The organism is Streptacidiphilus melanogenes (genome assembly GCF_000787835.1).
Classification (GTDB): Bacteria; Actinomycetota; Actinomycetes; order Streptomycetales; family Streptomycetaceae; genus Streptacidiphilus; species Streptacidiphilus melanogenes.
Genome location: NZ_BBPP01000001.1, coordinates 253,598 through 267,337, shown reverse-complemented (window position 1 = coordinate 267,337; position 13,740 = coordinate 253,598). Strand labels below are relative to the sequence as shown.

At 74.7% G+C, this 13,740-nt stretch carries 12 protein-coding genes and 1 riboswitch; of the genes, 6 read left to right on the top strand and 6 right to left on the bottom strand.

Annotation, left to right across the window (positions count from 1 at the left end; translation table 11 throughout):
• Nucleotides 1-136 precede the first annotated feature (136 nt).
• The 6 genes from TR49_RS01190 to TR49_RS01165 are packed head-to-tail and all read right to left on the bottom strand — an operon-like array spanning nucleotide 137 to nucleotide 5,784.
• Nucleotides 137-1,501, bottom strand: a complete 1,365-nt coding sequence (locus tag TR49_RS01190) for a lipopolysaccharide biosynthesis protein (RefSeq protein WP_152627005.1) — start codon at nucleotides 1,499-1,501, stop codon at nucleotides 137-139.
• On the bottom strand, nucleotides 1,498-2,361 hold the full coding sequence (locus TR49_RS01185; RefSeq protein ID WP_042376080.1) for a polysaccharide deacetylase family protein: 864 nt from the start codon (nucleotides 2,359-2,361) through the stop codon (nucleotides 1,498-1,500). The genes TR49_RS01190 and TR49_RS01185 overlap by 4 nt, the downstream gene beginning before the upstream one ends.
• On the bottom strand, nucleotides 2,358-3,368 hold the full coding sequence (locus tag TR49_RS01180) for a glycosyltransferase family 2 protein (protein ID WP_042376079.1): 1,011 nt from the start codon (nucleotides 3,366-3,368) through the stop codon (nucleotides 2,358-2,360). Before TR49_RS01180 ends, TR49_RS01185 begins: the two co-directional genes overlap by 4 nt.
• A gap of 43 nt (nucleotides 3,369-3,411) precedes the next feature.
• A complete protein-coding gene (locus TR49_RS42330) occupies nucleotides 3,412-3,915 on the bottom strand; it encodes a hypothetical protein (RefSeq protein WP_152627004.1) in 504 nt (167 codons plus the stop codon).
• Between the two features lie 8 nt (nucleotides 3,916-3,923).
• Nucleotides 3,924-4,901: a hypothetical protein gene (locus tag TR49_RS01170; RefSeq protein ID WP_042376078.1), complete on the bottom strand. Its 978-nt coding sequence runs from the start codon at nucleotides 4,899-4,901 to the stop codon at nucleotides 3,924-3,926.
• A complete protein-coding gene (locus TR49_RS01165; protein ID WP_063769994.1) occupies nucleotides 4,894-5,784 on the bottom strand; it encodes a glycosyltransferase family 2 protein in 891 nt (296 codons plus the stop codon). The genes TR49_RS01170 and TR49_RS01165 overlap by 8 nt, the downstream gene beginning before the upstream one ends.
• A gap of 419 nt (nucleotides 5,785-6,203) precedes the next feature.
• Between TR49_RS01165 and TR49_RS01160 the strand changes: the two genes are divergently transcribed.
• The 6 genes from TR49_RS01160 (at nucleotide 6,204) to cobJ (ending at nucleotide 13,738) form a co-directional block, all read left to right on the top strand.
• Nucleotides 6,204-7,460 carry a carboxylate--amine ligase gene (locus TR49_RS01160; protein ID WP_042376076.1) on the top strand — a complete coding sequence of 419 codons (1,257 nt, stop codon included), beginning with the start codon at nucleotides 6,204-6,206 and terminating at the stop codon, nucleotides 7,458-7,460.
• Nucleotides 7,461-7,550: 90 nt separating this feature from the next.
• Nucleotides 7,551-8,777, top strand: a complete 1,227-nt coding sequence (locus TR49_RS01155) for an FAD-dependent oxidoreductase (protein ID WP_042376074.1) — start codon at nucleotides 7,551-7,553, stop codon at nucleotides 8,775-8,777.
• Between the two features lie 112 nt (nucleotides 8,778-8,889).
• Nucleotides 8,890-9,017, top strand: a riboswitch (cobalamin riboswitch).
• Nucleotides 9,018-9,047: 30 nt separating this feature from the next.
• Complete coding sequence (gene cobI / locus TR49_RS01150) at nucleotides 9,048-9,797, top strand: precorrin-2 C(20)-methyltransferase (RefSeq protein ID WP_268874043.1); 750 nt, start codon at nucleotides 9,048-9,050, stop codon at nucleotides 9,795-9,797.
• A gap of 56 nt (nucleotides 9,798-9,853) precedes the next feature.
• Nucleotides 9,854-10,732 (top strand): precorrin-4 C(11)-methyltransferase, encoded by an 879-nt coding sequence (cobM, locus tag TR49_RS01145; protein WP_042376342.1) that lies wholly within the window; start codon nucleotides 9,854-9,856, stop codon nucleotides 10,730-10,732.
• Nucleotides 10,725-12,020, top strand: a complete 1,296-nt coding sequence (gene cbiE, locus TR49_RS01140; protein ID WP_084724433.1) for a precorrin-6y C5,15-methyltransferase (decarboxylating) subunit CbiE — start codon at nucleotides 10,725-10,727, stop codon at nucleotides 12,018-12,020. Before cobM ends, cbiE begins: the two co-directional genes overlap by 8 nt.
• Nucleotides 12,017-13,738 carry a precorrin-3B C(17)-methyltransferase gene (gene cobJ / locus TR49_RS01135; RefSeq protein WP_042376072.1) on the top strand — a complete coding sequence of 574 codons (1,722 nt, stop codon included), beginning with the start codon at nucleotides 12,017-12,019 and terminating at the stop codon, nucleotides 13,736-13,738. Before cbiE ends, cobJ begins: the two co-directional genes overlap by 4 nt.
• Nucleotides 13,739-13,740: the final 2 nt, after the last annotated feature.

Here is a 13,740-nt window from a genome sequence, read left to right as displayed (position 1 = left end):
CCCGGGCCCGCGTCGCGGTCGCGGTTGCTGCCCCGGTCCTGGTCCCTGCCCGGGCCCGCGTCGCGGTCGCGGTTGTTGTCCCGGTCGCGGTCCGGCTCCCTGTCCGGGCCTCGGTCCCGGGTGGCTGGCGGTGCGGTCACGATGCTCCTTCGGTCGTGGCCCGGGATTGCGCGGGCGTCGCCCCGGCCGGCGGGTCCGCCCGGCCGCGCAGCACCCGGACCAGGCCCGGCAGCGCGCAGAGCGCGACCGTGGACTGGCTCAGCAGCACCGCCAGACCGACGCCCGCGATGCCCATGCGCGGCATCAGCATCAGCGACAGGCTGAGCACGAGCGCGCACATGAGCGCCTGGAGCAGCGCGACCTGCCGGGTGCGGCTGCGGGCGCGCAGGGTGCCGAAGTAGACCTCGACGATCACACGGGTGAACCCCGCCGCCGCGAGCCAGCGCAGCAGCGGGGCGCCCGCCGAGGCGTAACCGGGACCGAAGACGTCGAGGATCGGGTCGGCTCCCGCGCCCAGCAGCGCGAAACACGGCAGTGTCACCCACGCCATGCGGGCCAGCGCGCCCCGGGTGTTGGCGCCGAGGAGCGCTGGTTGCCGCGCCGACTCGACGGTGAGCGAGGCGGCCATGTTGACCGCCAGCAGGTCCAACGTGCCACCGATGGTGTTGATGATGTAGTAGACGGCGTTCTGGTCCGGGGTCACCCGTGCCGCCACGAGCACCGGGACGAAGAAGGTGACCAGCAGGTTGAACAGCGAGCCGGTGTAGTCCCCCGCGATGAAGCGTCCGATCTGCCGGGTGCTCGGCGGCTGCGTCCCGGTTTCGGCGGCGGCGATCTGACGGGGCACCAGCCGGCGCACGATCAGCAGGCCCAGCGGCACGACCGACAGCGCGATGGCCGCCACCCAGGAGACGAAGACGCCGGTGGCCGGGATCGCCCCGGCGAGCACCACCAGCAGGACCGCCTTGCCCACCGAGAAGGACAGGTTCCCGACCGGCACCCATACGGCGGCCCGCAGGCCGATCAGCACCCCGTCCTGCAGCGTCAGCCAGGACCAGGCCAGCACGGCGACCAGGAAGCCGCCCGCGCGCAGCCAGCCGCGCAGGAAGTCGTAGTGCGTGCCCCACAGCGGCAGGGCGACCAGGAAGAGCACGGTGATGACCGTCGAGGCGAGCGCGTTGAGAGCGTAGGCGCGGGCCAGCAGGCGGCCGGTGGTGCGCCCCGCGACCGGCACGAAGCGGGCCAGCGCGCCGGTGAAGCCGAGGGCGGTCAGGCTGGCGAGGAGCTTCATGGCGGCGATCGCGGCCGAGCCCTCCCCCATGTCCGCCTTGCTGTAGTGCAGGGCTGCGAGCCACCAGTAGCCGAGCCCGAGAGCGCCGGAGACCACGGTGTTGAGCATCAGGGCGTAGCCGTTTCGGAACAGCGGGGCCCGGCCGTCGGGGGCTCCCCTGCCGGACGGCTCGGGCTCGGTGGCCGCGCCCTGCGCGGTGGTGGTGGTCACGGCCGGTCCCGCTCCCACGTCCGTACCGGCACCAGGGACGTGCGGGTGCGCCGGACGACGGCGTACCCCTTGGTCAGCGCGCGGTCGGCCAGGTAGTGGCGGGTCACGCCGACGCCTTGGACCAGTCGGCGGAACGTCGACAGCTCCGTACGCCGACGAACCGTCAGCCGAGCCAGCGCGTAGGGGCCTTGCGCGGGCCGGGCCAGGGTGTTCGCCACGGCGCAGGCACCGGCCCAGCCGCGGGAGCGGACCGCCGTGCGGACCCGGGCGTCGGAGTAGCCGAAGGGGTAGCAGAAGACCTGCTCGGCGCGGCCCAGGCGGTCCTCCAGGAGGTCACGGCAGCGGGCCAGTTCGTCGCCGAGCACGCCCGGGCGGACCGCGTCGAGCGCGGCGTGGCTGTGGCTGTGTCCGCCGGTCTCGATGCCTGCGGCCTCGATCTCCTTCAGCTGCGACCAGCACAGGGTCGCGTCCAAGGGCGCTCCCGCGCGGTCGGCCGGGGCCGCGTCGGCGAGCCAGCCGGTGGTCACGAAGAGGCTCGCGGTCAGCCCCCGCTCCACGAGCCGGGGCAGCACCTCCGCGTGGAAGTCGGCGTACCCGTCGTCGAAGGTGAGCACGACGGGCCGCGCGGGCAGCCCCGCGCCCGTACGCCAGTGGGCCACCAGCGCGCCGAACGGGACGGGGGTGAGGCCGAGTTCGAGCAGCGCGTCCAACTGCGCGGCGAACCGGTCGGGGTGCACCGAGAGCGTACGGGTGGCGGACGGCGGGTCGGCGCGCACCGAGTGGTACATCAGCACCGGCACGTCGGACCGCGCCGTGACCCGGCCCGGCGTCGCGTGGTCGCTCGTGCTCTGGCCGCTCATCTCCTCCGGCCTTCCCCGGCCCGGCGCCGGCGCAGGCCCTCGGCGTAGCCCGCGGCCGTGATCAGCGCGCCCGCGCCGATCGCGGCCGCACGTCCCAGGCCCTCCGGCCGGCCGCGCAGCGCGTCCACCAGCCCGCGCACGATCCCGGCGGGCAGGACCCGCCGCACGTAGGCCCGTTCGGTGGCCAGTCCGTCGGCCGCGCCGACCCTCTCGGTCACCCGTGCCTTGGAGAGCCCCTCGGCCCAGCTGCGGCGGCACAGATAGCGGAAGCGCTCCCGCTCGTGCGAGACCTGGTGGTGGATCACGGCGCGGTCGTCGTAGCAGAACCTGGCCTCGGGACGCGCCTGCTGGATCCGGATGCAGAGCTCCGTCTCCTCCCCGCCGCCGGCGCCCGCGCCGGTCCCGCCGCCCACGCCGCGCCCGATCCCGGCCGGGAACCCGCCGGCGACGGCGAAGGCGCTGCGCCGGAAGGAGGCGTTTCCGCCGAGCACGTTGCGCACGCGGGCCTGACCGACCGGCATCCCCCGGTAGCTGGCCCCGTGCACCCAGTCGAACTCCTCCGGATACCAGCCCGGCCGCCGCCCGGACGCCCACACCGGAAGGGTCCTTCCGCCGACCCCCATGACCTCCGGGTCCTCATAACCTGCGGTGAGCACGGCGAGCCAGTCCGGCTCGGCCATGGCGTCGTCGTCCAGGAATGCGACGATCTCGCCGCGCGCCTGCTGCGCACCGGTGTTGCGGCCACCCGAGAGCCCCTTGCCGTGGGCGTTGGGCAGCACCCGGACGAGCGGGTCGTCGCGATGCCGCTCTCTCAGTCTGGCGAGCAGGCCCTCGTTGTGGTCCACGACCACCAGCACGTCGAGCGGGGTGAGGGTCTGCCCGCACGCGGAGTCGACCGCGGCGCAGAGCTGCTGCCAGCGGTCCTCGGTGTACACGCAGATGACGACGGAAGCGGTGCGGGCGGTGGCGGGCCGGTGGGGTTCGGTGGAGGTGAACGCGACGGTCATGAGCGGTCTGGTCTCCCCGGTAGCGACGGTTCTGGTTCAGGGTTCAGTCGGTCGTACGGCGTCCGGTGGCGAAGGCGCCGCAGCACAGCAGCGCGGCCGTCACGGCCAGCGCCGCGAGTGCGGCGCCCCGGGGTGACCAGAGGCGCAGCAGGAGCATCGTCTGGGCGATCAGCGTGTCGACGACGAGGCCGCCGAACAGGCCGGCCAGCAGCCGCAACCGGAGTGGCTGCGAAGACAGCGCCCACCCCAGCGCCGCCCCCGGTCCGGCCAGCAGGAAGAGCAGCGCCAGCCCGGGGACGGGCTGACCGCGTACTCCCGCCGCGCTGAGCGCGGCGGCCACGGCGGTCGCGCCGAGCGAGGCCCAGACGATGCCCGCCGGCCCGACGCGCGCACCGGACGCCGGGCGCCCCTCGCTGCCTGTCGTCCCACGCTGCCCAGGCCCCGGTCCGGGGTTCTGGGGCGCGGGGCTCCCGGGCGGGGGGCTCCCGAGTTCGGCGCTCTCGGCTGCGGAGCGCCCAGGTCCCGGGTTCTCCGGTTCGGCGGGCATGGCGGGGGTCACCCCGGTTCGCCCGTCAGGGCGGCGGTCGGTCCGGTTCCGGCGGTCGGCGCGCGGTGAGCGTGCCACTCCTCGGCGGACAGGACCACGGCCGGGAACGGGCGCAGCGGGCCCGGCACGGGTGCCGCGTCGGAGCGGGCCAGCGAGGGATAGACGGGGACCACCCGGTCCGGCGCGAAGCCGGAGGTGACCAGCCGGGCGGCGACCCGGCCGATCGCCGCACCCGTCCGTGGCGGACCTGAACAGAGCAGGGCCACACCGCCGATCCTGCGGACGCTCTCGATCAGTCGGGGCTCCTCCGGCAGCAGCGGACCGTCCGCGCGGACACTGCGGCAGACGACGTGGCGGTAGTCCAGCGCCGTGAGCGCGGCGGCGACGAGCGGGGCCAGATAGGAGCCCTCGGGACGCAGGCCGACGACGAGCAGGACACGGTCGCGGTCCGGGTGCGCCTGGGCGAACCGGCCGGCGAGAGCCACGCAGTCGGCGGGGCGCAGGCCGAGGCGCGTGAAGCACCACGAGGGCTCGGCGCGTCCGTCCGCAAGCCACCGCGCAGGGGGCGCGGGCACCCCGCCGCGCAGCGGCGCGAGCGCGCCCCGGAAGCCGGCCAGCACCATGGACCGCTCCTCCTGGTCCTCGACGAGCACGGCCTCGGCGAGCACGTTCGTCAGGTCACGGATCGTCACGTGCCACTGCTCCAGGCCGAGCCGCCCGCGCACCAGGGCCGCGCCACGGGCCATCCGGTCCTGGCCGACGCGCACCGCGCGCAACCCGGCCCGCACCGCGAGCGGCGCGCCGGGCGGGAGGCGCAGGCGGTGCCGCGCTCCCTGGAGCCGGTCGGCCGTCAACTGGGCCAGCGCCGCGGCGGCCGCGAAGGCGACCGCGGCGTCCTCCCGGTCGGCGGCGTGGACGACCCGGCGCGCCAGGGCCGACGCGCCGGCGTCCGGCAGCGCCCACGCGTCGGCGATCGCCTCAGCCATCTCCGTGCCTCCACCGTCCGGGCGTCCCCCCGACCGCCGCGCCCCCGCCCACGACCGCAGCCCCGCGGGACCTCGCACCGCCGCTCGCACGGTTGCCGCCCGACCCGGCGCCGATCGGCACACCGCGCACGGAGCCTCCTGCGGCCCCCGCGGCGGCCGCGCGCTCGCGCAGCAGCGTGCGCAGGACCCGCTGGCCGTCACGGAAGGTGCGCAGGTTGGACTGCCCGGTCCGGCGCGGCAGTTCCAAGGTCGGCACCTCGGCGACCCGCAGGCCCTCCAGCAGGGCCCGGCAGACCATCTCCGTCTCGATCTCGAACCCGGAGGAACGCAGGTCCAGGCGGGCCAGCGCCTCGCGACGGAAGCCGACGTAGCCGTAGCAGAGGTCGGTCAGCGACGCCTGGTAGAGCAGGTTGGTGAGGGCGAGCAGCACGCGGTTGCCGCCTCGGCGCAGCGTGGTGATGTCCAGTGAGCCCCCGCCGCCGGTGAACCGGGAGCCCTTGACGACGTCGTAGCCGTTCTCCAGGAAGTGCACGTAGCGCGGGATCTCGCGGGGCGACATGCTGCCGTCCGCGTCGATCATGATGATGTAGTCGCCCTTGGCGTTGAGGAATCCGGTGCGCAGCGCGTTGCCCTTGCCCGGCCCGCTCTGCGGGACGACCCGCAGCGAGGGCAGGCAGGCGCGGGCGCGCCCGGCCGTGTCGTCGCTGGACTCCCCGTCGACCAGGATCACCTCGTCGACGCAGTCCGGGATCCGGCTGAGGACCCAGGCGATGTTGGCGGCCTCGTTCCTGGCCGGCACGACCAGGCTGACCGTCCCGCCCGGCGCCCCGTCCGGCCGCTCGCTGCTGCACCGTTCGACTGTGCTGGCTGTTGCTGCTTCCATGACTGATGCACCTCGGTCCCCCCACACGGCACGGCACGGTGCCATGAAGGTGCGTAAGCGAATATCCCTGCCCCCTGGCGGCTCCCCCGGCCCTTCCGGCCCGCGCCGCCTCCAGCACGGTAACGGGGCCCGCCGCCGCGCGAAAGCAGTCCGGCGCAATCCGCAGCATCACGGGCCGGCATCGCCCCAAAACAGAAGCATCACAATCGGAGCGACACCATCCAGCTGTGTGGCGAAATCGATTGACACCAGCCCCATGAATCACCCGCGACCGCCCCGTTCACCGAGCGCCCCACGTGCGCCGCCCGTGCGCCCCGCACCTCACCCGAGGTGCCTTGTGAACGCCGGAAGACCGGGGGTACCTTGCGATTCGGATCCGGCGCCGAAAAGGCGCCGTTGCCGTATCCCGGGGGGGACTTGTGGGTCTTCGGCCTTTGGCGCCGGACATCGGCGTTCCCGCTCTCCTGCTCAAATTCGGCCACTATCCGGTTCACCACGGGGGTGTTGGCGCGATCCGTTCGCTCGGCCGCCTCGGCGTCCCCGTCCACGCCGTGACCGAGGACCGGTTCACCCCGGCCGCCGTCTCGCGCTACACCCGGCGGGCACACCCGTGGCCCACGACCGGGGCCGAACCCGACGAGGAGCTGCTGCGGGGCCTGCTGCGGATCGGCGACCGCATCGGCCGGCCCGCGCTGCTCATCCCGACCGACGAGGAGGCCGCCGTCCTGGTGGCCGAGCACCAGGACGGTCTTGACGGCCGGTTTCTCTTCGCGCGGACGCCGAAGGGCCTGGTCAGAGCCCTGGCCAGCAAGCAGGGCCTGCACGAGCTGTGCCTGCGGCACGGCGTCGGCACAGCCCGCACCGCGGCCCCGCGGAGCCGGGCGGAGGTGCTCGCCTTCGCCGAGTCCGCGACCTACCCTTTGGTGGCCAAGAACCGCGATCCGTTCACCCGCCGCTCCCGTCCCGCCGTGCCCGGCACCACCCGGATCGATTCGCCGGAGGAGCTCGCGGCGCTCGCCGACACGTGGGGTGACCAACCGGGCGTGGTCCTCCAGGAGTACCTGCCGCGCGCCGACGCCGAGGACTGGATCGTGCACCTGCACACCAGTTCCGAGGAGGACGCCCGAGTTCTCTTCACCGCGGTGAAAGTCCGCTCCTGGCCGCCCCATGCCGGAATGACGGCCATGGCGGTGACCACTCCCAACGAGGAACTCGCCCAGGCGTCCGCCGACTTCTGCAAGGAGGTCGGATTCGCAGGCGTGTGCGATCTCGACTGGAGATTCGACCGCCGCGACGGCCGCTACAAACTCCTGGATTTCAATCCGCGCATCGGTGCGCAGTTCCGCCTCTTCGAAACCGAGGCCCGGGTCGATCTCGTGCGCGCCCTGCACCTGCACCTGACCGGGCGGCCGATACCCGTCGCGCCGCAGATCCAGGGCCGTCGAATCGTCGTGGAGAACATCGACCTGCCGGCCCGCCTTTTCTACCGACGCACGGACTACCGGACGCCCTCGGCGTGGCCGGCGTCGCAGTGGACCGAACGGGAACTCGGCTGGTGGGCCGCGGACGACCCGCTGCCCTTCCCCGCGATGCTGCTCCGCTCCGTCCCGCCGGGCCTCAGGTTCCTCGCCGACACCCGCGCCCGCCGGGCCCGTCACGCCCGCCGCACCCACTGACCTTCGCCACACCGTTGCCCCGGACGCGCCCACGCGTGTCCGGCCGCTGCCGACCGCCCCATCACCCGAACGTGAACAGGAGCCAGATCCATGTCCTTTCCCGCGCCCGGGAGTCCGCACCGCCGCACCGTCGTCGTCATCGGGGCCGGCCCCTACGGCCTGTCCGTCGCAGCCCATCTGCGCGCCGCGGGCCTTTCCGTGCGCGCCTTCGGCGATCCGATGCACAGCTGGCGGGACACCATGCCCGGCGGCATGCTGCTCAAGTCCACGCCCGACGCCTCCAACCTGTCCGCACCGCGCTCCGGCCACAGCCTCGCGGACTACTGCCGGGCCGTCGGCGAGACCGCCCCGCGCGGCCACGACCGGGTGCCCGTCGAGCTGTTCACCCGCTACGGCGAGTGGTTCCAGCAGCAGCTGGTCCCCTTCCTGGAACGCGAGCGTGTGGTGAGCATCCGCCAGAAGCCGTCAGGCAACGCCTTCGACCTCGAACTCGCCTCGGGCGAGGTCTTCTCGAGCGCCGCCGTCGTCGTCGCCAGCGGCCTCACCGGCTTCGCGCACGTGCCTGGACGCCTGCGCGTCCTGTCATCCGACGGGCCGTCCGCCGAGGGGCTCCTCTCCCACAGCTCCCAGCACGCCGACATGACGGCGCTCAAGGGCCGGTCGGTGCTGGTCGTCGGGGCCGGGCAGTCGGCGCTCGAGGGCGCGGTGCTGCTGCACGAGTGCGGCGGCCAGGTGGAGTTGGCGGCGCGCGGCCGGATCCGCTTCGGAGCCGCCCCGGCGAGCGGCCCGCGCTGGCAGCCCGAGTCGCCCATGGGGCCGGCCTGGTCCCTGTGGGCCATGGCCCGGTATCCGCAGGCGTTCCGTTCGCTTCCGGCACAGGCACGACTGCGGCTGGTCAAGGAGGTGCTCGGTCCGAGCGGCGCCTGGTGGCTGCGGCCGCGCGCGGACGGCGTCCTGCCGCTGCACTCCGGCAGCCCGCTGCGCACCGTCCGACGCGAGGGGGACCAAGCCGTCGTCACCACCGACACGCCCGACGGCACCGCCCGCGAGTTCGCCGTCGACCACGTGCTGGCCGCCACCGGCTACCGGGTCGACCTCGGCGCGCTCTCCTTCCTCTCCCCCGAACTGCGCACCCGCGTCGCCGTCCTGGGCGGCTTCCCGGCTCTGGACGCCGGAATGGGCAGCTCGGTGCCGGGTCTGTGGTTCACCGGGCTGCCCGCCGCGGCGAGCTTCGGCCCCTTCATGCGCTTCGTGTGCGGAACGGAGTTCGCGTCCGCCCGGATCGCCGCCGCGGTCGCCGCGCGAGCCGGGTCCTGACGACAGGTGAAGCGCATGTGGACGGCCCTGTGTCCCGCCCCGCGGACGTGGCTCACCCCACAACAGGTCCGGTTGACTGCCATACGCGCACCATGGTGGGATTTCTCGACCTGAGAGAACTGAACACGGCGGCAATGTCGAGGAAGTCCGGTGCGATTCCGGCGCGGTCCCGCCACTGTCAGCGGAGAGCGGAGACGCTCGCCGTGAGCCAGGAACTCTGGCCGCCGTCACCACGAGCCGGGGCGCGGACCCCGAGTGAGGACTGCTGCCGTGCGCGAACGCGCGTCTGGCCCACGCCTGGTCGGCGTGGGCATGGGCCCGGGTGACCCCGAGCTCGTCACCGTGAAGGCCGTGCGCGTGCTGCGCGAGGCCGACGCGGTCGTCGTGCCGGTGATGGACTCCGGCGAGGTCGGGCGAGCCGAGGCGACGGTGCTGCACCACGCCGACTCCGCGAAGATCGTCCGCGTGGTGTTCGCCCTGAACGAGCGCGAGGACCGGACGCGGCGCGAGGCCGCGTGGGACGCGGCCGGGACGCGGGTCGCCGAGCTGCTGCGGGCGGGTGACGCGCAGACGGTCGCCTTCGCGACCATCGGCGACCCGAACGTCTACTCCACCTTCACCTACCTCGCCCACACGCTGCGCGAGCTCGTCGCCGACCTCACCGTCGAGACCGTCCCCGGCATCACCGCGATGCAGGACCTGGCCGCCCGCAGCGGCACCGTCCTCGCCGAGGGCACCGAGCCGCTGACGCTGGTGCCCGTCACCGCCGGGGCCGAGGTACTGAAGGAGGCCCTCAAGGGCCCGGGCACCGTCGTCGCCTACAAGTTCGGCCGCCTGGCCGAGCAGGTCGCCGCCGCGCTGCGGGAGTCGGGCCGGGAGGGCGAGGCCGTCTGGGGCGCCGCGCTCGGCCTGGAGGCCGAACAGCTGAGCACGCCCGGGACGCCGCTGCCCGCCGAACTGCCGTATCTGTCCACGCTGATCGCCCCAGTGCGTCGCGAAGGCCGAGGGGGAAAGCTGTGACCATCGACGGTGTGACGACCGACGCTGTGACGACGGACGCTGTGACGACGGACGCTGTGACGACCGACGAGCGGCCAGGGAACGGCAAGGTCACCTTCGTCGGGGCCGGCCCCGGCGCCGCCGACCTGCTGACCTTCCGCGCCGCGCGCGCCATCGCCGAGGCGGACGTGGTGATCTGGGCCGCGAGCCTGGTGCAGGAGGAGGTGCTGCAGCACGCCCGCGAGGGCGCGTCGATCCTCGACTCCTCCCTGATCCCCATGGAGGACGTCCTCGCCGTCTACGAGCGGGCCGCGCAGGACGGCACGAAGGTGGCCCGGATCCACTCGGGCGACCCCTCGTTGTGGGGCGCGGTGCAGGAGCAGCTGGAGCGCTGCCGCCTGCTCGGCCTGGAGACCGAGATCATCCCCGGGGTCTCCTCGTTCTCGGCCGTCGCGGCGCTCGCGCAGCGGGAGCTGACGATCCCGGAGGTCGCCCAGAGCGTCATCCTCACCCGGCTGGGCGGCGGCAAGACGCCGATGCCACCCGGTGAGGAGGTCCGCGAGTTCGCGCGCCACGGCACCACCATGGCGATCTTCCTGTCCGCGGCCCGCAGCAAGCAGCTCGTCGAGGAGCTGCTGGAGGGCGGCTACGCGCCGGACACGCCGGTCGTCGTCGCCTACCAGGCGACCTGGCCCGACGAGCTGCTGCTGAGCTGCACCGTCGCCACCCTGGAGGAGACGGTCAAGGAGCACCGGCTCTGGAAGCACACGCTCTTCCTGGTCGGACCGGCGCTCGGCGCCCAGGGCACCCGCTCGCACCTCTACCACCCCGGCCACTTCCACACCTTCCGCAAGGCGGACCGGGCCGCCCGCAGACGGCTGCGGTCGGTCGGCGCGAACGAGGCCGCAGGCGGCGAGGCCGGCACGACGGCCGACGCCGGCCACGGTCATGGCTGAAATCACCGTCCTGGGACAGACGCAGTTCGAAGCAGCACGTTTCGGAGCAGGGACCACGGACGAGAGCGGTGCTCTCATCGCCGAGGCTGCGCTCGTCATCGGCGCCCGGCGCCACCTGGACGCCGCGCGCGTCCCCGCCGACCGCGCGCTGGCGCTCGGGCCGCTCATGCCCGCGCTCGACGCCGTCGCCCTGCTGGTGGAGAAGGACCCGGACGCGCGCATCGTCGTGCTCGCCTCCGGCGATCCGGGCTTCTTCGGCATCGTGCGGGTGCTCGCCAAGCGCTTCGGAGCGGACGCGCTCGACGTGCGACCCGGCATCAGCAGCATCGCGCGCGCCTTCGCCCGCCTCGGGGTGCCCTGGGACGACGCCGTCGCCGTCAGCGCCCACGGCCGGGACCCGCGCCGGGCGTTCAACATCTGCCGCTCCCAGCCCAAGGTCGCCGTCCTCACCTCTCCGGGCGCCGGCCCGGCCCAGATCGGCGCGGCCCTCGCCGCGATGCCCGGCCTGCGCCGCCGCCTCGTCGTCGCCACCGACCTCGGCGGACCGGGCGAGGGCATCGTCGAGCTGACGCCCGCCGAGGCCGCCGCCCGCGACTGGCCCGCCGTCAACGTCGTGCTGAGCCTGGCGGACGACGCGCCGCCCGTCGCGCAGGCCATGCGGGCCGTCGCCGGGTACGAGGGCCCGCCGGAGGGCGGCTGGGCGCTGCCCGAGGAGGCCTTCGCACACCGCGACGCGATGCTCACCAAGGCCGAGGTCCGCGCCTTCGCGCTGGCCAGGCTCGGGCCACGGCTGGGCGAGCTGGTCTGGGACGTCGGCGCGGGCAGCGGCTCCGTCGCGGTCGAGTGCGCACGCCTCGGAGCGGCGACCGTCGCGGTCGAGCGCGACGCGGACGGCGTGGAACGCATCCGCGCCAACGCCGCCGCGCACGGCGTCGCGCACGCCGTCGCCGTGGTCCACGGAAAGGCGCCGCAGGCGCTGGCCGAACTGCCGGACCCCGACGCCGTGTTCGTCGGCGGAGGCGGGGCGGACCTCGCCGGGTTGGTCGCCCTCGCCGCCGCGCGCGCCCGCCGCACCGTCGTCGTCACCCTGGCCGCGCTCGACCGCGTACCGGAGGCGCGCCGCGCCCTGCTCGACGCCGGACTGGCTGTCGAGGGTGTGCAGTTGCAGGCCAACCGCCTCGCGCCGCTGCCCGGCGAGGTCACCCGGCTCGCCGCCACCAACCCTGTCTTCGTCCTCTGGGGCACCCGCCCCGCCGCACCAACCGTCTCGCAGGGAGTTCAGACGTGATCGGCCTGATCGCCGCCACTGCCGCAGGCCGCCAGGCCGCCGCGCAGCTCGCCGAGGCCCTCGCGGCCGACGACTGCCGCCTGTACGAGGGCCCGGTCGGCGACGCCGTCCGGGCCGCCTTCGCCGAGTGCACGCAGCTGGTCTGCTTCCTCGCCACGGGCGCCACCGTCCGCCTGCTCGCGCCGTTGCTGTCCGCCGATGGCTCGGACAAGCACACCGACCCCGGGGTCGTCTGCGTGGACGAGGCCCGTCGCTTCGCCGTCGCGCTGGTCGGCGGCCACGAGGGTGGCGCGAACGCGCTCGCCGTCCGCGTCGCCGCGGCCCTGGACGCGCAGGCCGTGGTCACCACGGCGACCGACGCGACCGACGTCCCGGGCCTGGACACGCTGGGTCTTCCGGTCGCCGGGGATCTGGCCGCCGTCAGCCGGGCGCTGCTGGACGGCGAGCCGGTCCGCCTCGTCGGCGCGGACCGCTTCCCGCTCCCCGCCCTGCCCGCCAACGTCTCCGCGGACGCGCCCGCCGACGCGCCGACGATCGTCGTCGGCGACGAGGCGGCCGCCGCTGCTGGGGTGCCCACCCTGCGGCTGTTCCCGCCGAGCCTGGTCGTCGGCGTCGGCGCCAGCAAGGGCGCACCGGCGGAGGAGATCCTGGAGCTGGTCCGCACGGCGCTGGCCGACGCCGGCCTGGACGTCCGCTCCCTGCACGGCCTCAGCAGCGTCGACGCCAAGGCGGACGAGCCGGGCCTGCTCGCGGCCGCGGCGGAACTCGGCGTCCCGGTGCGGTTCTTCACCGCCGACGAGCTCGCCGCCGTCGCCGTGCCCAACCCCTCCGACGCGCCGCTGGCCGCCGTCGGCACCCCGAGCGTCGCCGAGGCCGCCGCGCTGCTCGGCGCGGGGGCGACCGAACTCCTGGTCCCCAAGCGGAAGTCGGCCCCCGAGGGCCGCGCCGCGATGGCCACGGTCGCCGTCGCCCGCCGCCCGGTGCGCGGCCGGCTCGCGATCGTGGGCCTCGGCCCCGGCGCGCGCGACCTGCTCACCGGGCGTGCCCGCACCGAACTGCGGCGCGCCTCCGTCATCGTGGGCCTGGACCAGTACGTCGACCAGATCCGCGACCTGCTCCGGCCCGGCGTCCGCATCGAGGCCACCGGCCTCGGCGCGGAGGAGGAGCGGGCCCGCAGCGCCGTCCGCCTGGCCCAGCAGGGCTTGGCCGTCGCGCTGATCGGCAGCGGCGACGCCGGTGTCTACGCGATGGCCTCCCCGGCCCTGGCCGAGGCGGGCGCGGACATCGACGTCGTCGGCGTCCCCGGCGTCACCGCCGCGATGGCCGCCGCCTCGCTGCTGGGCGCGCCGCTCGGCCATGACCACGTCTCGATCAGCCTCTCCGACCTGCACACCCCGTGGGAGGTCATCGAGCGCCGCGTCCGCGCCGCCGCCGAGGCCGACCTGGTCGTCACCTTCTACAACCCGCGCAGCCGCGCCCGCGACTGGCAGCTGCCCAAGGCGCTCTCCATCCTCGCGGAGCACCGCGACGCGCCCGCGACCCCGGTCGGCATCGCGCGCAGCGTCTCCCGCCCGGACGAGTGGCACAAGGTGACGACGCTCGCGGCGCTCGACCCGACCGAGGTCGACATGTTCACCGTGGTCACCGTCGGCAACACCGCCTCCCGCGAGGTGGCCGGTCGGTTCGTCACCCCGCGCGGCTACCGGTGGCAGGGGTGAGC